Consider the following 20,081-nt stretch of genomic DNA (forward strand, 5'->3'; position numbering starts at 1 on the left):
AACGAACAATTATGAAAACTATCTTATTCTTACTCGCAATTTTAGCTACAAATCTGGTAAACGCTCAGGACACGGAATCAGGAAACATTGAGGTAAAAGTACCCAATGTATCTTCAAGCACCGGGGAGGTTCTTTTCGCCTTGTATACAGAAGACAATTTTATGCAGGCACCTGTGGCAAGTTTAAAAGCTGAAATTATTGAAGGAGAAGCTTCCGCTAACTTTAAAAATTTAAAAGAGGGAAACTACGCCATTTTGGTTATGCATGATGTTAACATGAATATGCAAATGGATTTTGATATCGATGGTCTACCTCTGGAGGATTATGGGAGCAGTAACAATGTGTACGAGATGGGACCACCAACCTGGGGAAATTCCAATTTTAAATTTACCGGAAAGAATACAAAAATGGAAATCAGGTTTTAGGATCTAGAGCCATTAACATCAAAATGGTTCGCGATAAACTCCTAAAATGAGCATGTTTCTAAAACTAAATGGAATGAAGAAATGCATGAAAACTCTCCCCTAAAGGAGAGTTTTTCTTATAGATAAAACTAAGTTAAATCATTTTTAATATAAGAAAAACTTATACATTTGTAAGACAAAATTTACAACATGACCATCACCCAGCTTCATTATGTACTTGCTGTTGCCGAGCACCAGAATTTCACCAAAGCAGCACAAAAGGTATTCGTTACACAGCCAACGCTTAGTATGCAAATACAAAAGCTGGAAGATGAACTGGAAGTCACCATTTTTGATCGTACCAAAAAACCCATTCAGTTAACTGAAGTTGGTGAAAAGATCGTACAACAGGCCAGAAATATTGTAAACGAAAGCGACAGGATCCAGGATATAGTAGATCAGCAAAAAGGATTTATAGGTGGTATTTTTCGTTTGGGAGTGATCCCTACAATCATGCCTACGTTGTTGCCTATGTTCATTGGGAATTTTATGAAAAAATACCCTAAGGTCAAGCTTAAGATCGAGGAATTACATACTGAAGCAATTCTGGAGAAATTAAAGGAAGGCCACCTTGATGCTGCAATTGCGGCTACGCCTTTAAAAATGGACGGAATCAAAGAATACGTACTGTACTACGAACCCTTTGTGCCATATATTCCATCAAGTGTAAATGCCGAGGTTTCTGAAAAAATAGATGTGGACGACCTTGATATCAACAAAATGTTGCTGCTTGAAGACGGACATTGTTTCAAGGATGGGATATTAAACCTTTGTAATGCATCGAGAGATTATGAAGGGGATCAACTTCAATTGGAAAGCGGAAGTTTTGAAACTTTGATCAAACTGGCGAATGATGGACTTGGAATGACCTTATTACCTTACCTCCATACTCTGGAACTCAAAGAAGAGGAAAAGAAGCATTTAAAAATGTTTAAGGACCCTGTTCCTGCGCGGGAAGTAAGTTTGATCTATAACCGAAGTGAATTAAAGATGCAGATCATCGAGGCACTGCGGAGTACCATTGCCGGAGTAGTGAAAGGTGCAATTACCTTCCAGAATGTCAAAATAATAAGTCCGCTTAGCAAGAAGAAAGAGAACCAGAATAACTAAAAATAAAAGCGGCTAAAAAGCCGCTTTTTTATTAAGTTTTTAAATAAATCAAACATTGATTTAATTCCGGGTTCTGCCTTGTTAACGAAATTATCCAGAGACGTAACTCTTCGATCTCGTGAGGAAGCAATCTATCGATCGCTTTTTCTACCTCTTTGCAGAATAGGCTTGCATCAAAGCTCACCTTATTCAATACAGTTTTAGTGTATTCAAACATCGCTCTCGCCATAATTTGAAATAATTTAAATTTAGGTTAGTATAAAAAAGTAGAATTTTAAACTATATGTGGTTATTTTTTGATATCCCAATATACTAAATTGAATTTTAACATAGTGATTTTCTTAAAATTTTAACAATTTTAAAATCTGTTATCTCCACTCAAAACATCTCCAATTCCTCCCAGAATACTTCCTTCACCTTTATCTTTTCCTCCTCCCTGCGGAGCTGCCTGATGAATTCTGCTGGCTAGTCTGCTAAACGGTAGGGACTGAATATATACTGTACCTGGACCGGTTAAGCTTGCAAAAAACAAACCTTCTCCTCCAAAAATGGTATTCCTTATTCCGCCAACAAATTCAATATCATAATTCACCGTTTGAGTAAAACCAATAATACAACCGGTATCAACTTTTAGTTTTTCCCCCGGCATCAATTCTTTTTTTGCCATGGTTCCTCCGGAATGAACAAAGGCCATTCCATCACCTTCGAGTTTCTGCATTATAAATCCTTCTCCTCCAAAGAAACCACGTCCCAGTTTACGGCTAAACTCGATACCTACCGAAACTCCTTTAGCAGCACATAGGAATGCGTCCTTCTGGCAAATGAACTTACCATTAAACTCTGTAAGATCTATGGGAATGATCTTTCCCGGATAGGGCGATGCAAAGCTAATTTTCTTTTTACCTGATAACTCGTTGGAGAAAATGGTCATGAATAAACTTTCTCCTGTAAGCAGGCGTTTTCCCGCCCCCAGAACCTTCCCTAAAAAGCCTTCATTTTGTTTGGACCCGTCACCAAAGATGGTATCCATCTTTATCCCATCGTCCATCATCATAAAGTTGCCGGCCTCGGCGATCACTGCCTCCCGTGGGTCAAGCTCCAGCTCCACATACTGCATTTCTTCCCCGAAAATTTCAAAATCGATTTCGTGTGCATTCATAATTTAAAAATTTTGATTGATGTAATGTCTTATCAATAGGTAGGAAAAATGCCGGGATTGTTACTTCTATTATTTAAGTTTTATAGACCATTCAAATTCGAAGGTGGAAACATCTTCTCCTTTTTCATTGATTCCAATAGATTTCATCCAGAAGGTTTGCCCCTCCCCGGTTGCAATGGCTCGGGTAAGAGCTTCGTTAACCACATTCCCATCATAACAGGTAAAACTTATTTTGCCGGTAGCTTTTTTTGAAAAAACCGATTTGTTTTGAGCCACCAGCATGGAAACCTTTTTATTGGATTGCTGAATTTTGCTCATCACCAATGCTCCGGTACTAAGTTCTGCCGCCATTGCCTGTACTGCAAAATACATTGAGTTGAATGGATTCTGATTGATCCATGAATGTTTAACCTTAACCTGACATTCGGTTTGATCCAAATGTTTAACCCTAACTCCGCTTAACCAGGCACTTGGTAATTTAAACATTAAAAAGGAGTTAAGTTTTTTAGGGGACAGCTTCATTAGATAGGATTTATAAAGATTTCTATAAAAGTAGGAAATATGTTTTACTTGGTTCATCTTAATTTTTTGTTAAATTTAAGTACTTTGTTTTGCATAATACCTTCTTTTAGACATATATTTGTATAAGATCATAATAGGTTATATAATTGTCAATCAAAATTCATCATGAAAAATTCAGTTAATCATCAGTCAGTTAAGGTAGAAAGCAGGCTAATTTCGGAGAAAACCGGGATCTATTTAATAATAGCTTTGATCTACTCTTACGTTATAATCACCATCATCTTTTAATCAAACTAATCATCAAATCAAAATGACAAAAAAATCAAACGATATCAATCAAACCCTGGCAGCCGTGCTTCATCTCTCGGTTTTCACCAAGTACTTTATCCCATTAGGGAATTTCATCTTCCCCTTATTATTATGGATGGGTAAAAGGAAAGATTCATTTGTAGATCAACATGGGCGGAATGCCTTAAACTTTCAAATAAGCACATTCCTTTACATGGTATTTTTACTAACGGTTGGGGTTGCTTCTTTCATCTACTACGGAGTACAACTTAGTATGGGAGAAGATTTCTATTTTATCAATGAACCTTTTCAAATAGAAACTTTTTCTGAAGCATTTCCCTTCTTTGTGATAGCGGCAACCATCATTACGCTCTTACTGGGATTATTTGTACTTGAAATATTTGCAGTAATCTCGGCAAGTATGAAAGCAAGTGAAGGGAAAGCTTATAAATACCCTTTAACCATCAATTTTTTAGGTTCGGCAAAACCGAACGATCATCATCATCAATTTAATCAATCAAAAAATGAACAGTTTAATGACACCCAAAAACAAACACTATGAAGATTGAAAATACCAAAGCCCAAATGCGTAAGGGTGTTCTGGAATATTGCATCCTCTCCGTTCTTAAAGACGAAGACGCCTATGTTGCGGAGATTCTGGACACCTTGAAAGATGCAAAGCTACTGGTTGTAGAAGGAACTATTTATCCCCTACTAACCAGATTAAAAAACGCCGGACTTCTTAACTATCGCTGGGAAGAATCCACCAGTGGGCCGCCAAGAAAATATTACGGCCTTACCGAAACCGGAAAGATCTTTTTACGGGAACTAACCAGCACCTGGGAAGATCTTCAAACAGCAGTAAATATCGTAACCACTCAAAAAAATAAAAACCATGAATAAGACAGTAAATATAAACCTTGCCGGTATCTTCTTCCATATAGATGAGGATGCATATGCCAGACTTCAGCGTTACCTGGAGACCATACGGCAATCTTTTTCGAATACTCAGGGCCGTGAGGAGATCCTTTCAGATATCGAAGCACGTATTGCTGAATTATTCAATGAAAAGGTAAGCAGTGAGCGGCAGGTAATAGGTATTAAAGAAGTTGAAGAAGTGATCACTATCATGGGACAACCTGAAGATTATATGGTAGATGAAGAAATCTTTGAAGATGAACCAAAACGCACGCAGAGATTAAAAAGCATAGGGAAACAACTCTTCCGTGATACCGAGAGCGGTTATGTTGGAGGCGTTTCTTCTGGGCTTGGACATTACCTGGGAATAGAAGCCATTTGGGTAAGACTGTTGTGGGTTTTATTGACCATCTTTTCAAGTGGAGGATTTGTCCTTATCTATATCGCCTTCTGGATCTTTGTTCCGGAAGCTAAATCAACTGCAGATAAACTTGCAATGCGTGGAGAGGAGGTCACCGTAAGTAATATCGAGAAAAAAATTCGCGAGGGTTTTAACGATGTTTCAGACAGTATAAAAAATGTAGACTATGAAAGATATGGCAAAAAGGCTTCTGCCGGTGCCAGCTCAGCGGCTACAAGTCTTGGTAGTATTATCAAGTTCTGTCTGAAACTTATTGTGAAATTTATTGGAGTTATGGTGTTATTATTTGCAGGTTCTGCCCTAATAATGCTATTTGTTGGACTATTTGCGGTGGGCACATTTGGGATCATTGAAGCCCCGTGGGCAGAATATGTGAATGTGTTAAGCAGTGAAACTCCGCTTTGGCTCATATTTTTACTTGGTTTCTTAGCTTTTGGTATTCCTTTCTTCTTCCTTTTTGTTCTTGGATTGAAGATCCTGGTTAAAAACCTTAAATCCATGGGTAGAATTGCCAAACTGTCTTTACTGGGCATCTGGATCATTTCAGTTTTAGGTCTCAGCGTAATTGGAATAACTCAAATCACGCACAGAGCATTTGACGGGGAATATACCGCATTGGAAACCCTACCCGTAAGAGCATCAGACACCCTGTTTTTAAAGATGAAACACAACTCTGAACTTACCGGCAAAAAATGGAGGTCTTCAGATTTTAGAATCGCTTACGAAAATGGTGAAAAAATGATCGTGGGTAACGACATCAGGCTTATTGTAAAGTCCACCAGAGATTCTTTAGCTAAGATTGAAGTCACCAGATATGCTCAGGGAAAGGATTATACAGATGCCAGAAACCGGGCAGAGAACATTAAATATTCTCATACCATCCAGGGAAATGAATTGTTATTGAACAGTTATTATTACACTCCGGCAACATATGGATACCGTGACCAGAATATAAAGATCACTTTGTTTTTACCTGAAGGCTCCACCCTGTTTGCCGATAATAATATTTCCTCTTTTCATATGAATGAAGACTGGTACGGCGACATCATCATTAGTGGGCAGGAAGAACATTATCTAAAAATTATGGCCAATGAAACGCTATGTGCCGACTGCCCCGATAACGACAGCTGGGATGATGAGGATGATGATTTCTGGGAAGAAGACGAAGATGAAGACCACGACCCTACAGATGATTTTGACAATGAAGAAATAAAGATCAAGGTAGACAGTAACGGGATCGAAGTTCGTGAAGGAAAAAAGAATCGTGTAAAAATTGATGACGACGGGATAGAAATCAACGGTTAGTTAAAAATGAATATTTCCAAAAAGTGTCTTGATTTACCTCTGATTTTTAAAGGATAAGATAAAAAAGCCTCCAAATGGAGGCTTTTTGTATATTTTAGTATTCTAAACAATTTATATGATAAAAAAATCACCCATTCTCTTACTGTTTATTTTCGCTTCCGGTCTTGCACAGGATAAGGTTAAAGGCAGTAGAAATGTCAAAACTGAACAACACGAACTTGCCCCCTTCCATACCATTGAAATGACGGGAGAGTTCAAAATAGGAATTTTGAAAGGCCGGCAGCCGCAGGTGGAAATAAAAGCAGATGATAATGTTCATGATTTAATTCTAACCGATGTTAGAGACGGCGTGCTATACATAAAACCTATCAAGCAACTTGTAAGGACCAAAGCACTGGAACTTAAGGTAACATTTGCCGATACTTTAAGAAGCTTACTCGTTGGCGGAGAAGTAGAAATGGAGTCACTTCAGGATATCTATGTGAAGGACTTTACTCTGGAAACTTCCAATGATGCGAAGGTTTATTTGACCATCACTTCCAATAAATTTAAATTAGTGAACGGAGACGGCGCCAAAGCTCAATTAAATGTAACCGCACAGGAAATAGTTTGTCAATTGAATCAGTCCTCCAAGGTAGAAGCACTTTTTAATGCCCCTTTAATGGACATTGATTTATATGAAAAGGCATCCGGAAAAATTGAAGGTGAAACTGCAGAACTTCAGCTAAGGTTAGATCAATCTTCCAAATTTGAAGGGGAGAATCTAGCGGCATTAAAAGCCAATGTGCTGGCGCAGGGAAATTCTGAAGCCAAAGTAAATGCCAAGGATTCCATCAATGTTTCCCTATCCGGTAAAAGTGAACTGGAAATTTATAACCAGCCGCATATAGTCCTGGACAAGTTTACAGATGAAGCCAAACTTGCCAAAAAGGAATTCAGCAGGGGTTTATTCAAGTAACCAAGTGCTAAAGTTTTCCGAAGCCCGGAATCAAATTATTAACAATTGGTTAGTTTTACATTGATAACCAAATTCAATTAAACATGAAAAAATTAATCAGCTACGGCTTACTAGTGATTTTTTTATCCACCGCTATTATTTCCTGCCGAAATGAGCAGAAAGAAGAAGAGGCTGAAAAAACCGAGGTGGAGCGCATGATGAGCGATCCAGATAATAAAGTTGAAGTTAAAGATGGTGGTGATAAGATCAAGATCGAAACACCTGAAGGTGACGAGATCAAGATAAAAAAGGATGACGGTGAATACAAGAAAAAGGTTGACCGTGCTGATGGCAGTGAAACCAAAGTAAAGATCGATGACGGAGAGGTTAAAGTAAAAACCGATAATTAAATCGAAATACTCTAAACAAAAAAAGTCCCGCCAAAGGCGGGACTTTTTGCTTTATAGAACTCAATCCTTAAACAGTTTCAGGTCTTGTTTGAGGTTTTTGAATATCATCTTCATTTTCAATTTCAGCAAGATATCTTTCTGCATCTAAAGCAGCCATACAACCGGTTCCTGCAGCGGTCACTGCCTGGCGATAGATTTTATCCTGAACATCTCCGGAGGCAAATACACCCGGGATATTGGTTTTGGTTGATTTCCCCTGAGTTACAATATAACCGGTATCATCCATATCTATCCAATTCTTGAAAATATCGGTATTAGGTTTATGTCCAATAGCCACAAAGAATCCGGTGATTTTGATCTCTTCCTTCTCCCCTGTTTGATTATTTACCATTCGTAAACCTTCCACTACCTGTTCTCCCAGGATTTCGTCAACTTCAGTATTATATTTAAGATCAATATTTTTAGTATTCTCCACCCTATGCTGCATTGCCTTGGATGCTTTCATGTAATCCTTACGCACCAGCATGGTCACTTTATTACAGATATTGGCAAGATAAGTTGCCTCTTCCGCAGCGGTATCCCCACCTCCAACTATCGCAACATCCTGGCCTTTATAAAAGAATCCGTCACAAACGGCACAGGCAGAAACTCCTCCACCTCTTAAACGCTGTTCACTTGGAAGTCCAAGATATTTCGCCGTAGCTCCTGTAGAAATGATCACAGATTCTGCTTCGATCCAGGTCTTGTTATCTACTTTGGCTTTGTGAATTCCACCAACTTCTTTAGAAAAATCCACTTCGGTGATCATTCCAATTCTCACTTCAGTACCAAAACGTTCAGCCTGTTGCTGAAGATCCATCATCATTTTTGGACCATCGATACCTTCTGGATATCCCGGAAAATTATCAACTTCTGTGGTTGTGGTTAATTGTCCACCCGGCTCAAGACCAGTATACATAACCGGTTTCATATCAGCTCTGGCGGCATATATTGCAGCGGTATATCCGGCAGGACCGGACCCAATAATCAAACATTTTACTCTTTCTATAGTTTCGCTCATCTTAGTTGATTTTCAATGGTATAAAAGTAGGTAGTTTGCTTCGAAACTTACACTTATAATGATTAATAAAGTCTATATGTTAATAAAGCTGAAAAATAAGGAGTTATCTCAACCTCTATTGAACAAATTTAAAAGATAAAATTACCTTTGCCAAGAATGGAATTGAGTTTATTCAACATACTTGATATACTGGGGACCATCGCTTTTGCGATTTCCGGAGCATTATCTGCAATGAACAGGCGCCTGGATCTTTTCGGGATCTTTATTATTGCTTTTGTAACGGCAATTGGAGGCGGAACCGTACGTGATATCCTTATTGGAAATACACCTGTTGCCTGGATGGAAAATACAGTGTATGTCTATCTAATTGGGGTTGTGACCATCTTTGCCATCGTTTTCAGGAATAAATTGGATTATTTAAAAAAATCGCTTTTTTTATTCGATACTATTGGCCTTGGGGTATTTACCATTACCGGGGTTGAAACAGGGATCATGAATGGGCTGGATCCCATTATTTCTGTTGCACTGGGCGCCATGACCGGTACTTTTGGTGGAGTTATACGTGATATTTTATGTAATGAGATCCCGGTGATTTTTAGAAAAGAGATCTATGCGACTGCTTGTTTAATAGGGGCACTTGCGTATGTTACATTATATGACTGGGGTGTGGATGCAGATATCATATATGTTGTTACCTCCTTAACCGTTATTAGCATCAGGCTGGTGGTAGTTAAATATCATCTTACTTTACCTTCGTTCTACCCCACCTCTCCCAAAAGTTCGAAAATACAGTAAAACATCTATAATACTGATTTTCAATACTTTCAGTATATTTATTAAAATTTACTGAATGTACGGGCGGGAGAAAATAATAATTGTTGAAAATGATATTCCCTTAGCTGCAAGGTTATCCCTGGAGCTTAACAGGCTTGGGTATAATATAACCGGGATCTTTTCCAGGACCAAAGATGCGCTTCATTTTATTGAACAGGAATTTCCTGACCTTATTCTGTTGGACGAAAGTTTAAAAGGTGAATTAAATGGTATAGAATCTGAAAATCCCAAAAGCAGTAAATTCGCATCACCAATTATTTATTTTAATAAATCCAATCCCGGAATAATTGATAAACTTTTACCGGAAACAGTCGTTAATGGAAAGAAGAAACTAAAAAAAGGCCTTACAGATTCATTTAGGAAACTTCAAAAAAAAGCCGGTAAATCTAAAGTTAAAAATAAGGAGCATTGTTTTCTAAAAGACCGGATTTTTATCCGGAATCGTGATAAGATGCTGAAATTATCCCTGGACGACATTAGGTATATAGAAGCTGATAGAAATTACTGCCGGGTTTTTACAAAAGATCGTAATTATTTGATCGTAACCACGCTTAAGGAAGTCGATGAAAAATTAACGGATAAGCGCTTTTTAAGGATACACAGATCTTATATTGTCAACATATCCCATATAGATGAAATCGGGAATAATTTTGTGGTTATCTCAGCACATTCACTTCCTATAAGCAAAAATATGCGGCAGGAACTATTCACTCATCTTCAGGTGATCTAAACTTCTTTTATTCAGAGGACTTTATAGCCTTAGGAAAGTAGATCTGCCTTCCTGCTAAAAATTTGGACCACTTCGTCCTTAATTCAATTTATCTCCCGGCTTTGATTGCTAACTTGATAGGTCATTAACCATAAATTTTAAACCAAATGAAATCAAACCAATCAATTACGGTCTTGTTGCTCTTTGTATTCCTTTCCACAATGGCCTGGGCGCAGAGCGACAGATATCAGATGTATGTAGTACACGAAGACCGGGTAAAAGCCGATATGCTGGAAAAGCATAAACAATTAGATAAAGACATTCTAAAAGCTGCGAAGGATCATAAGATGAAAGACATGAGCTGGTTAACCTTTGTAGGGGAAAATAACAGATTCATGTATCTCACGCCCATTAAAAATATAGCCGATTTGGATAAAAATCCTTTTGAAGAGCTTAAAAACAGCATGGGAGAAGAAGCCTATGGTAAATTGTTTGAATCATATGGAGAGACCTTTACAGAGCATGGTGATTATGTAATAAGGTTAGATAAAGAGCTCTCTTATATGCCGGAAGGTATCACGCAAGCTCCCGAAAGCCAGAATTACCGGGAACTAGTGTATTACCATATTCCTCCGGGAAAATGGGAGAAAGCAGAAGAACTTGCCATGGCCGTAAAAGAACTTTATACCAGTAAAGACGCGAAATTGTATTACAGAGTTTATAAAAGTGGATTTGGGACCATGGGAAGTTACTTTCTTGTAGCAGTAGCCGCTGAGAATCCGGAAGCACTGGAAAAACTTCGCACAGAGACACAACAGTTAATTGGAGAAGAAGGAAAATCAATCTTTGACAAGATCGAAAAAACCATTTCTAAAAAGGAAACTGTAAAAGGACATGTAAGCCCGGAGTTATCTTATATGAATAAGTAAGAAACGACCGGATCGAAAATCTTCCACTTAAAAATTATTAGGGGAAACATTCCCGGCAACTCGCTAAATAAATTACAGTATGAAAAAATATAATATCGTATTCCTGTATATCCTAGGGCTATTGCTCATACCCGTTCCGGAATTACTAGCTCAGGATGCTGCAAAAATAGATCCTGAACATTATAAGGTTGAATTAGAAAATGACCAGGTAAGGGTGCTGAGAATTCAATATAAACCTGGTGAAAAATCAAAGATGCATAGTCATCCTGAAGGGGTGGTAGTCTTTCTCACCGATTCTAAAGGCAAAATGAAAACGCCGGATGGGAAAGTTCATGATCTGGACGAAAAAGCCGGAAAAGTACTATGGACGGGACCATCCAGTCACGAGCCGGCAAATGCAGGTGATAATGCTTTTGAAATTATTCAGGTGGAATTGAAGCAAGCCGTCCCAAGTAAAAAAAGTTTGCATTTATTCGAACTTCCCGAAGAGGTAACTGAAAAGGAGCTGAGCGACTTTCTAAAGGAAATGAATCAGGCCATAAGCGAGGAAGGATTTACCAATGCAGGTTATCATTTATATAAGATCCCCGGAGATAATAGCGAAAACTATCAATACTTTATGGAAGGTGTCTGGCCGGATGCAGCCACTTATGATAAGGTGCATAATTCTGAAAAGTGGAAAGCTATGGCCGAAAAAGGAAAGACGATGATCGATAAGATCAGGGCTAATGAATTATATCTAAAAGCTGAAAAAGTAGAATAATAACGGCCTTGAAGTATTCTCAAATCCTTAAACCAAAAGATCCTGAAATTCGATAATTCCAGGATCTTTATTTTGTTGAAAATTATGCGTTTAATGAGGAAGTTTGTCTCTCAATAATCCGTAAATGTAAGTTCCTAATAAAGCAGCAAGCAATACCACGATCACTGAAACATAACCTGCACCTATCAAGGTGTAGATAGGACCGGGACAAGCACCTGCAAGCGCCCAGCCAAGACCAAAAATTATCCCACCAAACATATACCTGCTAAAGCTTTTTTCTTTTGGTGCGAAACTGATGGTTTCACCATTAAGATCTTTGGCTCCTTTTTTCTTGATCAATTGTACTCCAATTATTCCCAGGATCAATGCAGACCCTATAATTCCATACATGTGAAACGCCTGGAACTGGAACATTTCATAAATCCTGAACCATGAAGCGGCTTCAGATTTAAACATTACGATCCCGAAAAATATACCTATAAATAAATAACCTATTACTCTCATCTTCTAAAATATTAAAGGAAATAATACATGTACCATAAACAATCCGCCAAGGAAAAATCCTATTACCGCTATTAGCGAAGGCAATTGCAGGTTACTAAGTCCGGAGATGGCATGTCCGGAAGTACATCCTCCTGCCCATCTTGCTCCAAAACCTATCAATAAACCTCCTATAATCAATATACTAAGCGCTTTCCAGTCGGTTAAAGCTTCAAGGCTGTATAGTTCGTCCGGCAAATATGCATTTCCGGCACTATTAAAACCAAGCTCTTTCAAGTTGGAAACGGTATCCGGGTTAATGGCTACGGCAGCTTCAGCAGTTAGAAAGTTCATGGCGATAAATCCCCCAAGAGCTGCTCCAATAACTACTACCAGATTCCATTTCTGGGCTTTCCAGTTAAAATCGAAAAATCCGGCTGTTTTACCTGCACCACACATGGTACACATGGTTCTTAAATTGGAAGACATTCCAAACTGTTTACCCATAAAGATCAGCATAAACATGATCAGGGCGATTAACGGTCCGGCAACATACCAGGGCCAGGGTTGTAATATTAAATCCATAGTTTTAATTTGAGATACAAATAAACAATAACAAACAGCTGTTCACAGTAACAATAGTTACATTACTGCTGGTTTTCCTTACAAAACTCACTTAGGTTTTGTAGTACTTTTTGTGAAAGCCTTACATGAGTTTGAGCTGACCAGCCGGCACTTTTTTTAGAGGCTAAAACCTGAGGCAAATTCAGGACCTCATCTTTCAAGTCACTTTTTCCATCGGCATCAAAAATTGCATAATTCCCTTCTATTTGCACCCATTCAACAAAAGCTTCAGGTTCAAAGGGTAAACCCAGGGAGGTATTGATCAGGATCTTAGGTTGGTTAAATGCTTTGAAATGATCTTCTTCCATTACACAGGTGTTCTTGGGAAGATGAAAACTCAGCACCTCACATTTTTGCAGCAGATCTTCAAATTTCAGGAACTTTACTCCTTTCGCTTCAAAGTCTTTTTTCCTGGTGCGGCTATGGTAATAAAGATCGGCGCCGAAAGGTAGTAGACAATCTGCCAGCAATTTCCCCGTAACTCCAAGTCCTGTAATTCCAATTTTTAAATCGGTTAACTCCAGCGGGGTTTCTTTCCATTGAGGGCCTTTATAACCGTTAAGAAATTGAATGAGTTCAGAAATAATGAATTCTGCTACTCCGGGATCTCCATAATCAAAAATACCTTTTACCGTAATCCCTTTCTCCCGAGCGTGTTTTACAGCAACATTCGCAGATTCATCATCAAATAAACTGCAAGCCATGCCAATATATTTAAGCTTTGGACAGGCATCGATAATTTCTTTATGGAGCTGAGTTCTCCAGGAAACGATCACGGCTTCAGCATCTTCAATCCGCCTGATTATTTCCTCGTCGGTTTCCGGGTAATCTGAATAAACCTCAACTTTAGTATCGCTATATTGATCGAGCTGCTTAATGGTTTTATCATTAAGCTTGGCATGATCCACACAAACGATCCTGTTGAATTTCATAAATCGGCATTTATATAAAGAAAGGAAAAAGGATGCTGAAGACTTTTCAGCATCCTATAATTAATATTATAATGGAATATTCCCGTGCTTTCGGTTAGGCCTTAAAACCGATTTATTTTCCAGTGCACTAAATGCTTTGATCAGCTTTCTTCTGGTATCCTTCGGCATGATGACTTCATCAATAAAACCTCTTTTAGCGGCTTCGAATGGAGTGGCAAATTTTTCAGCATATTCCGCTTCTTTTTCTGCCAGTTTTTGTTCAGGATCATCAGCCTGGGAAATCTCTTTTCTAAAAATGATCTCAGATGCTCCTTTTGCTCCCATTACCGCAATTTCGGCAGTTGGCCACGCATAGTTAAAGTCGGCACCAATATGTTTAGAATTCATCACATCATAAGCACCACCATAGGCTTTTCTGGTGATCACCGTAACTTTTGGAACGGTTGCCTCACTCAGGGCATAAAGTAGCTTAGCACCATGTAAAATGATCCCGTTCCACTCCTGATCTGTCCCCGGAAGGAATCCCGGAACATCTACCAGCACCAGTAACGGAATATTGAAACAGTCACAGAATCTGGTGAACCTCGCTGCTTTTTTAGAAGAATCCACATCCAGAACGCCCGCCAAACTCATGGGCTGATTGGCAATTACACCAACACTGCGGCCGCCAATTCTCGCAAATCCCACGATGATATTATCGGCATAATTCTTATGAATTTCAAAGAATGAATCTTCATCTATGATCCCCTGGATCACCTCATGCATGTCGTAAGGCTTATTAGAACTATCCGGCACTATATTTTCCAGAACTTCTCTATGTTCATCACCAAGTTCGAACGGAAGCTTATCTGGTGCGGTTTTATTATTCTGCGGCATGTAACTTATCAACTGCTTGATGTTCTCAAGGCAGATGATATCATTCGCAGCAGTTATATGAGTAACTCCAGATTTTGTAGAGTGCGTGCTCGCACCTCCTAATTCTTCTGAAGTCACCTCTTCATTAGTCACAGTTTTCACAACGTTAGGTCCCGTCACGAACATATAGGAAGTATCTTCCACCATCAGCGTGAAATCTGTCATCGCCGGAGAATAAACCGCTCCCCCGGCACATGGTCCCATGATCGCTGAAATTTGAGGTACAACCCCAGAAGCTTTTACATTTCTGTGAAAAATATCGGCATAACCACCCAGTGATTTTACACCTTCCTGAATTCTGGCTCCCCCGGAATCATTTAAACCAATTATTGGCGCACCTACTTTCACCGCCATGTCCATGATCTTACAGATCTTTTCGGCGTGAGTTTCAGAAAGCGAACCTCCAAAAACAGTAAAATCCTGAGCAAACACATAAACCAGTCGGCCATTAATGGTTCCATAACCGGTCACCACCCCGTCTCCGTAGAATTGTTGTTTCTCCATCCCAAAGTCGGTAGTTCGATGGGTTACCAGAATACCTATTTCTTCGAAAGAATTTTCGTCAAGCAGGTATTCCACCCTTTCCCGCGCGGTAAGCTTCTTCTTTTCGTGTTGCTTCGCTATTCTCTTCTCGCCTCCACCCTTATGGGCTTCTGCGATCATTTCTTTTAATTTATGTATATTCTGACTCATGTCTATGATTCTGAATTTTCTGGAATTAGTTTAAAGGAATTCTAAGTTGTTCCTTGTCTTTTAAATATTGCTTTAAAGCCATCAAAGCTGCCAGTTTCGCCTCTTTTTCGGTTTCTTCCTTAAGGGCATCCGGCGAATAATACTTCTTTACAAAATGAGTATCAAAATCCCCGCTTCTAAAGGCTTCATGCTGAAAAACAAATTTTCCGAAGGCAAGAGTAGTGCTTACACCTTCTACAATATAATCGTCAATAGCTTTGATCATCATTTGAATCGCTTCCTCACGGGTTTTCCCGTAAGTGATAAGCTTGGCCAGCATAGGGTCGTAATAGATAGGAACTTCCATCCCTTCTTCAAAACCATTATCCATACGAATGCCTTCCCCTGCAGGAATTTTGTATTTTTCAAGAGTTCCGGTACTTGGCATAAAGTCTTCCAGAGGATCTTCAGCATAAACCCTTAATTCCAGCGCGTGGCCGGAAATTTTAAGATCATCCTGAGAAAAACTTATTTTTTCACCTCGGGCAATCAGGATTTGTTGTTCTACCAGATCCACTCCGGTAATATATTCGGTTACCGGGTGCTCTACCTGCAAACGGGTATTCATTTCCAGGAAGTAGAAATTACGGTTCTCATCGAATAAGAATTCCACAGTCCCCGCTCCAACATAATCACAGGCTTTGGCAACTTTTACAGCAGCTTCACCCATTTGTTTTCTTAAGGTATCATCCAGCACGACAGACGGTGCTTCTTCCACCACTTTTTGATGTCTCCGCTGCACGCTACATTCTCTTTCAAAGAGGTGTAAGTGATTTCCATGGGTATCTGATAATACCTGAATCTCAATATGACGAGGAGAAGAAACATATTTTTCTATAAAAACAGATCCGTCACCAAATGCCGATTCGGCTTCGCTGATGGCTCGTTTCATCTGGTCTTCAAGATCCTTTTCCTGCTCTACCACTCTCATTCCCTTTCCACCACCACCGGCAGAAGCTTTTATAAGAATTGGGAAACCAATATCCCGGGCAATGGCTTTAGCTTTCTCCACATCGGTAATAGCCTCATCGATTCCGGGTACCATGGGGATGTCGTATTTTTTTACCGCATCCTTGGCCGCCAGTTTACTACCCATCACTTTGATAGCTTTAGAGCCAGGACCAATCCAGGTGATTCCGTTTTTTTCCACCGCTTCGGCAAAAGAGGCATTTTCACTTAAGAAACCATAGCCGGGATGAATCCCGTCCACGTTTAGTTCTTTGGCTACTTCAATTATTTTATCTCCTCTAAGGTAAGATTCACTTGAAGGCGCTGCACCTATACAAACAGCTTCATCGGCAAATTTTACGTGAGGAGCATTTCTATCGGCTGTAGAATAAACCGCAACCGTTTGAATTCCCATTCGCTTCACGGTTTTCATCACGCGTAATGCGATCTCTCCCCGGTTTGCTACTAATATTTTTTTCATGCTGTAATTTTAATAAGACCTCCCCATTAGGCGAGGTGACTTCTCATTAATATTAAATTCTTTATGTTTTGCTGAATTCACAGAAGGATTACTCCATCTCGATCAACAACTGATTTTTTTCAACGGTATCACTTTTTGATACAGTAACAGATTTCACTACTCCGCCGCGAGGTGCGGTTAGGGTGTTTTCCATTTTCATGGCTTCCAGAACCAGCAAATAATCGCCTTCTTTCACCTCATCACCTTCCTTTACGTTTACTTCAAGGATAAGTCCGGGCATTGGAGCTTTGATATCGTTGATCTGCTGGGAGGTTCCAAGAGAAAGTCCCATTTCATCTATTAGCAAGTCCAGATCGTTATTGATCTTGACTGAATAGATATTGGAATTGATGTGAACCTCATAAGAACGGGCATGGAAATCTGCCCCTGTTAGCGCTGCTTTAAAGGATCTATTGTTCTTTAAGATATGATAATTAGAATCTGAAGTTTTTTGAGTGTCAAGAGCCTCGATCTCGCTTTCAGAGAATTCGAAATCGAAATTATTATTTACTCTGACTTTGTATTTTTTATCCATAAATACGTGAGTATTTGATTGTTTTTAACCGTAGCGGTGTAAATATAGAAAATTTAGGAAGTATCCGGTGTTGCAGAAATCTCAAATTATGAAGTAATGGATGGTATTTTCATGGAAACTTTTTAGGTAAAAGGAAAATGGATTGAGAATTTGATGAAATTTTCCTGATTTCCGGTTCATACTTGTTCTCCCCTCCTATCGTGAGATTGCTTCGTTTCACTCGCAATGACGGAGCTAAAAGAGGTTCGATTGCAAGTTGCTTTAAAATGATTAATGACTGCTACTTCTCTGCCACCGTCACTGCGAAGGAGGGTAGCGACTGAAGCAGTCTGCGTGTTGGTTGATGGATCACTGTTTTAGGTTCATACATGTTTCCTGCTTCCATCGTGAGATTGCTTCGCTTCCCTCGCAATGACGGAGCTAAGTTTTCACCGTCACTGCGAAGGAGGGTAGCGACTGAAGCAGTCTGCCTGTTGGTTTACGAATCAACTTTTCTGGTTCCTACATGTTTCCTACTCCTATCGTGAGATTGCTTCGCTGCGCTCGCAATGACGGAGCGTTTGGTGGTTGGTAAAACCCAGGAATTCATAAGAAAATTGCTTTAAAAAGGTAAATGACCGCTACCACCCAGTCACCGTCACTGCGAAGGAGTGGAATGGCTGAAGCAGTCTGCCTGTTGGTTTATGAATCATTGTTTTAGGTTCGTACTTGTTTTCTGCTCATTTGGTGAGATTGCTTCGCTGCGCTCGCAATGACGGAGCTAACTTTTCACCGTCACTGCGAAGGAGGGTAACGACTGAAGCAGTCTGCCGGTTGGTTTACGAATCAACTTTTCTGGTTCCTACGTGTTTCCTACTCCTGTCGTGAGATTGCTTCGTTTCACTCGCAATGACGGAGCGTATGTGGGTAGGTGAAACCCAGAAACACACGGAAGATTGCTTCGCTGCGCTCGCAATGACGGAGCGTATGATGGTTGATGCAGTCATTAATTACCCAGATTGCTTCGTTTCACTTGCAATGACGGTCGCAACAAAGGTCGATAGAAAGGTGACTTCTGGTCCAATCAAAAGATTGCTTCGCTGCGCTCGCAATGACGGAGTTAACATAGAGTCAGTTCAACCATGGTCACTATAACAAATAATGCACGTTACTACCCATAAAAAAACCCCGGATGCGAGATCCGGGGTTTTGGTTTGATAGAGAACTAAGCTTATATTATTTGAAGTCCTTAATGGCTTCACTTAGATCGTACACTTTAGTGTCCTTATAGATCTTATCCAGAATACTACTTCCGGCAGCAGATCTGTATCCACCTGCACAGTGAACAACGATTGGTTTGCTTGATGAAATCTTATCTGCTTCATCTCTTAGTTCGTTTAAAGGAACTGCGATGGCATCTTCAAAGATCTTACCTTCAGCAACCTCATTATTGTTTCTAATGTCCACAATAGTATAGTTGTCCTTGTTTGCCTTAAAGTCTTCAAGATCGAACTCATCTGACTTTTTAGATACTTCCTGACTTAAAGTAAGTACGGCTTTCACTTGTTTCTCGTAACCTATCTTAGCGGTTCTTTCCAATAATTCCTCAAGATTATCAACTGAATCTATTACAAGGTAGAAAGCTTCTTCAGGCTTAATGATTGCTCCCAGCCAGGTTTCATATTTATCACTTTCAGATCTTGCCATAATGTTGATACTGTTTGGCAAGTGACCTGCTTTAAAAGAAGCTTCATCTCTGGTATCTACTACCACCACATCTTTTAATGCAACCTCATCAACATTCACCTTGAGTGAAGTCGCCCATTTAGTTCTCTGAACATTTTCCGGTCCCTGCTTATTGATATCTACATTGAAGCCGAAATATGCCGGAATAAATGGCTGATCTTTCAGGATCTCTTCCACGAATTCCTCTTCTGTCTGCTCTTTAAAAGCCCAGTTACCCTGACGCTCATTTCCAAGAGTACTTGAAGAAGCATCGCTCATGTTCTTTCCACAAAGGGAACCGGCACCATGGGCAGGATATACCAAAGCATCATCAGGAAGATCTGTAAACTTGGTTTTAATGGTATTATACATTGCGCTGGCAAGTTCTTTTCTCTTTGCAGTCATATTCCCAGCTTTCTCTCTAAGATCTGGTCTACCAACATTCCCAATGAAAAGTGTATCACCGGTGAACAAAGCGGTTTCACCATCTTCTTTAGCCACTATGGTTATACTATCCGGTGAATGTCCGGGAGTATTGATCGCTTTAAATTCGGCGTTTCCTATTTTAAGAGCATCACCATCATCAAATCCTTTATGAGGATAATCTGCGCCAACCAGTTTACTTACGTAAATAGTAGCTCCGGTTTCTTCATGAATCTGCATATGGCTACTAACAAAATCGGCATGCGGGTGAGTTTCAAATACCGCTACAATCTTTGCTTTTTGCTCTTCAGCATACTTATAATAATCCAGCGGATTTCTTGAAGGGTCTACCAGGGCCATTTCTCCATTACTTACAATAGCGTAAGAATAATGGGCCAATGGGCTATCTTTAAATTGTTTTATAATCATAATTTCAGAT

Annotated in this window: 22 protein-coding genes; 11 read left to right on the forward strand and 11 right to left on the reverse strand. The window is 39.5% G+C overall.

Features of this window, described 5'->3' with window-relative positions:
- Positions 1-11: 11 nt before the first annotated feature.
- Positions 12-425: a DUF2141 domain-containing protein gene (locus ACNKXV_RS09040; protein ID WP_417907382.1), complete on the forward strand. Its 414-nt coding sequence runs from the start codon at positions 12-14 to the stop codon at positions 423-425.
- A gap of 189 nt (positions 426-614) precedes the next feature.
- Positions 615-1,574, forward strand: a complete 960-nt coding sequence (locus ACNKXV_RS09045) for a hydrogen peroxide-inducible genes activator (RefSeq protein ID WP_417907383.1) — start codon at positions 615-617, stop codon at positions 1,572-1,574.
- A gap of 31 nt (positions 1,575-1,605) precedes the next feature.
- Here the strand turns inward: ACNKXV_RS09045 and ACNKXV_RS09050 are convergent, their stop codons facing one another.
- From ACNKXV_RS09050 to ACNKXV_RS09060, 3 genes are all read right to left on the reverse strand, one after another.
- Entirely contained in the window at positions 1,606-1,803 is a 198-nt protein-coding gene (locus ACNKXV_RS09050; RefSeq protein ID WP_417907384.1) for a hypothetical protein, read from the reverse strand.
- A gap of 129 nt (positions 1,804-1,932) precedes the next feature.
- A complete protein-coding gene (locus ACNKXV_RS09055) occupies positions 1,933-2,733 on the reverse strand; it encodes a TIGR00266 family protein (RefSeq protein WP_417907385.1) in 801 nt (266 codons plus the stop codon).
- 69 nt (positions 2,734-2,802) lie between these two features.
- On the reverse strand, positions 2,803-3,255 hold the full coding sequence (locus ACNKXV_RS09060) for a DUF4442 domain-containing protein (RefSeq protein WP_417907386.1): 453 nt from the start codon (positions 3,253-3,255) through the stop codon (positions 2,803-2,805).
- A 310-nt stretch (positions 3,256-3,565) separates the two neighbouring features.
- Here ACNKXV_RS09060 and ACNKXV_RS09065 point away from each other — a divergent pair, with 310 nt between their 5' ends.
- From ACNKXV_RS09065 to ACNKXV_RS09085, 5 genes are all read left to right on the forward strand, one after another.
- Positions 3,566-4,105, forward strand: a complete 540-nt coding sequence (locus tag ACNKXV_RS09065) for a DUF4870 domain-containing protein (RefSeq protein WP_417907387.1) — start codon at positions 3,566-3,568, stop codon at positions 4,103-4,105.
- The gene (locus tag ACNKXV_RS09070) at positions 4,102-4,446 is read left to right on the forward strand and encodes a PadR family transcriptional regulator (RefSeq protein ID WP_417907388.1); all 345 of its coding nucleotides are present in this window, start codon (positions 4,102-4,104) and stop codon (positions 4,444-4,446) included. Before ACNKXV_RS09065 ends, ACNKXV_RS09070 begins: the two co-directional genes overlap by 4 nt.
- Complete coding sequence (locus ACNKXV_RS09075) at positions 4,439-6,187, forward strand: PspC domain-containing protein (RefSeq protein ID WP_417907389.1); 1,749 nt, start codon at positions 4,439-4,441, stop codon at positions 6,185-6,187. The genes ACNKXV_RS09070 and ACNKXV_RS09075 overlap by 8 nt, the downstream gene beginning before the upstream one ends.
- A gap of 115 nt (positions 6,188-6,302) precedes the next feature.
- Positions 6,303-7,145: a GIN domain-containing protein gene (locus tag ACNKXV_RS09080; protein ID WP_417907390.1), complete on the forward strand. Its 843-nt coding sequence runs from the start codon at positions 6,303-6,305 to the stop codon at positions 7,143-7,145.
- 83 nt (positions 7,146-7,228) lie between these two features.
- Positions 7,229-7,534 carry a hypothetical protein gene (locus ACNKXV_RS09085; RefSeq protein ID WP_417907391.1) on the forward strand — a complete coding sequence of 102 codons (306 nt, stop codon included), beginning with the start codon at positions 7,229-7,231 and terminating at the stop codon, positions 7,532-7,534.
- Between the two features lie 67 nt (positions 7,535-7,601).
- Here ACNKXV_RS09085 and trxB read toward each other — a convergent pair whose 3' ends face one another.
- Entirely contained in the window at positions 7,602-8,594 is a 993-nt protein-coding gene (trxB, locus tag ACNKXV_RS09090; protein ID WP_417907392.1) for a thioredoxin-disulfide reductase, read from the reverse strand.
- 156 nt (positions 8,595-8,750) lie between these two features.
- Between trxB and ACNKXV_RS09095 the strand changes: the two genes are divergently transcribed.
- The 4 genes from ACNKXV_RS09095 (at position 8,751) to ACNKXV_RS09110 (ending at position 11,829) form a co-directional block, all read left to right on the forward strand.
- The gene (locus ACNKXV_RS09095; protein WP_417907393.1) at positions 8,751-9,389 is read left to right on the forward strand and encodes a trimeric intracellular cation channel family protein; all 639 of its coding nucleotides are present in this window, start codon (positions 8,751-8,753) and stop codon (positions 9,387-9,389) included.
- Positions 9,390-9,444: 55 nt separating this feature from the next.
- Positions 9,445-10,158: a LytR/AlgR family response regulator transcription factor gene (locus tag ACNKXV_RS09100; RefSeq protein ID WP_417907394.1), complete on the forward strand. Its 714-nt coding sequence runs from the start codon at positions 9,445-9,447 to the stop codon at positions 10,156-10,158.
- A gap of 146 nt (positions 10,159-10,304) precedes the next feature.
- Complete coding sequence (locus tag ACNKXV_RS09105) at positions 10,305-11,066, forward strand: hypothetical protein (RefSeq protein ID WP_417907395.1); 762 nt, start codon at positions 10,305-10,307, stop codon at positions 11,064-11,066.
- Between the two features lie 79 nt (positions 11,067-11,145).
- On the forward strand, positions 11,146-11,829 hold the full coding sequence (locus ACNKXV_RS09110) for a cupin domain-containing protein (protein ID WP_417907396.1): 684 nt from the start codon (positions 11,146-11,148) through the stop codon (positions 11,827-11,829).
- 90 nt (positions 11,830-11,919) lie between these two features.
- Here the strand turns inward: ACNKXV_RS09110 and ACNKXV_RS09115 are convergent, their stop codons facing one another.
- From ACNKXV_RS09115 to ACNKXV_RS09145, 7 genes are all read right to left on the reverse strand, one after another.
- A complete protein-coding gene (locus tag ACNKXV_RS09115) occupies positions 11,920-12,333 on the reverse strand; it encodes a YeeE/YedE family protein (RefSeq protein WP_417907397.1) in 414 nt (137 codons plus the stop codon).
- Positions 12,334-12,336: 3 nt separating this feature from the next.
- Positions 12,337-12,894, reverse strand: coding sequence for a YeeE/YedE family protein (locus ACNKXV_RS09120; RefSeq protein ID WP_417907398.1), 558 nt, complete (start codon positions 12,892-12,894; stop codon positions 12,337-12,339).
- Positions 12,895-12,956: 62 nt separating this feature from the next.
- Positions 12,957-13,865, reverse strand: coding sequence for an NAD(P)-dependent oxidoreductase (locus tag ACNKXV_RS09125; RefSeq protein WP_417907399.1), 909 nt, complete (start codon positions 13,863-13,865; stop codon positions 12,957-12,959).
- A gap of 66 nt (positions 13,866-13,931) precedes the next feature.
- Positions 13,932-15,473 carry an acyl-CoA carboxylase subunit beta gene (locus ACNKXV_RS09130; protein WP_417907400.1) on the reverse strand — a complete coding sequence of 514 codons (1,542 nt, stop codon included), beginning with the start codon at positions 15,471-15,473 and terminating at the stop codon, positions 13,932-13,934.
- A 25-nt stretch (positions 15,474-15,498) separates the two neighbouring features.
- A complete protein-coding gene (gene accC, locus ACNKXV_RS09135; protein ID WP_417907401.1) occupies positions 15,499-16,941 on the reverse strand; it encodes an acetyl-CoA carboxylase biotin carboxylase subunit in 1,443 nt (480 codons plus the stop codon).
- Positions 16,942-17,029: 88 nt separating this feature from the next.
- Positions 17,030-17,515, reverse strand: a complete 486-nt coding sequence (locus ACNKXV_RS09140) for an acyl-CoA carboxylase biotin carboxyl carrier protein subunit (protein ID WP_417907402.1) — start codon at positions 17,513-17,515, stop codon at positions 17,030-17,032.
- Between the two features lie 1,215 nt (positions 17,516-18,730).
- Positions 18,731-20,071 (reverse strand): MBL fold metallo-hydrolase, encoded by a 1,341-nt coding sequence (locus tag ACNKXV_RS09145; protein ID WP_417907435.1) that lies wholly within the window; start codon positions 20,069-20,071, stop codon positions 18,731-18,733.
- Positions 20,072-20,081: the final 10 nt, after the last annotated feature.

It is taken from the genome of Christiangramia aquimixticola, from assembly GCF_048285835.1.
Classification (GTDB): Bacteria; Bacteroidota; Bacteroidia; order Flavobacteriales; family Flavobacteriaceae; genus Christiangramia; species Christiangramia aquimixticola.

Coding starts and splice junctions, on each gene's coding strand:
- ACNKXV_RS09115 (WP_417907397.1), bottom strand. CDS start 12,333: ATGAGAGTAATAGGTTATTTATTTATAGGTATATTTTTCGGGATCGTA.
- ACNKXV_RS09085 (WP_417907391.1), top strand. CDS start 7,229: ATGAAAAAATTAATCAGCTACGGCTTACTAGTGATTTTTTTATCCACC.
- ACNKXV_RS09130 (WP_417907400.1), bottom strand. CDS start 15,473: ATGAGTCAGAATATACATAAATTAAAAGAAATGATCGCAGAAGCCCAT.
- ACNKXV_RS09120 (WP_417907398.1), bottom strand. CDS start 12,894: ATGGATTTAATATTACAACCCTGGCCCTGGTATGTTGCCGGACCGTTA.
- ACNKXV_RS09045 (WP_417907383.1), top strand. CDS start 615: ATGACCATCACCCAGCTTCATTATGTACTTGCTGTTGCCGAGCACCAG.
- ACNKXV_RS09145 (WP_417907435.1), bottom strand. CDS start 20,071: ATGATTATAAAACAATTTAAAGATAGCCCATTGGCCCATTATTCTTAC.
- ACNKXV_RS09070 (WP_417907388.1), top strand. CDS start 4,102: ATGAAGATTGAAAATACCAAAGCCCAAATGCGTAAGGGTGTTCTGGAA.
- ACNKXV_RS09140 (WP_417907402.1), bottom strand. CDS start 17,515: ATGGATAAAAAATACAAAGTCAGAGTAAATAATAATTTCGATTTCGAA.
- trxB (WP_417907392.1), bottom strand. CDS start 8,594: ATGAGCGAAACTATAGAAAGAGTAAAATGTTTGATTATTGGGTCCGGT.
- ACNKXV_RS09095 (WP_417907393.1), top strand. CDS start 8,751: ATGGAATTGAGTTTATTCAACATACTTGATATACTGGGGACCATCGCT.
- ACNKXV_RS09105 (WP_417907395.1), top strand. CDS start 10,305: ATGAAATCAAACCAATCAATTACGGTCTTGTTGCTCTTTGTATTCCTT.
- ACNKXV_RS09075 (WP_417907389.1), top strand. CDS start 4,439: ATGAATAAGACAGTAAATATAAACCTTGCCGGTATCTTCTTCCATATA.
- ACNKXV_RS09040 (WP_417907382.1), top strand. CDS start 12: ATGAAAACTATCTTATTCTTACTCGCAATTTTAGCTACAAATCTGGTA.
- ACNKXV_RS09050 (WP_417907384.1), bottom strand. CDS start 1,803: ATGGCGAGAGCGATGTTTGAATACACTAAAACTGTATTGAATAAGGTG.
- ACNKXV_RS09055 (WP_417907385.1), bottom strand. CDS start 2,733: ATGAATGCACACGAAATCGATTTTGAAATTTTCGGGGAAGAAATGCAG.
- accC (WP_417907401.1), bottom strand. CDS start 16,941: ATGAAAAAAATATTAGTAGCAAACCGGGGAGAGATCGCATTACGCGTG.
- ACNKXV_RS09100 (WP_417907394.1), top strand. CDS start 9,445: ATGTACGGGCGGGAGAAAATAATAATTGTTGAAAATGATATTCCCTTA.
- ACNKXV_RS09080 (WP_417907390.1), top strand. CDS start 6,303: ATGATAAAAAAATCACCCATTCTCTTACTGTTTATTTTCGCTTCCGGT.
- ACNKXV_RS09065 (WP_417907387.1), top strand. CDS start 3,566: ATGACAAAAAAATCAAACGATATCAATCAAACCCTGGCAGCCGTGCTT.
- ACNKXV_RS09110 (WP_417907396.1), top strand. CDS start 11,146: ATGAAAAAATATAATATCGTATTCCTGTATATCCTAGGGCTATTGCTC.
- ACNKXV_RS09125 (WP_417907399.1), bottom strand. CDS start 13,865: ATGAAATTCAACAGGATCGTTTGTGTGGATCATGCCAAGCTTAATGAT.
- ACNKXV_RS09060 (WP_417907386.1), bottom strand. CDS start 3,255: ATGAAGCTGTCCCCTAAAAAACTTAACTCCTTTTTAATGTTTAAATTA.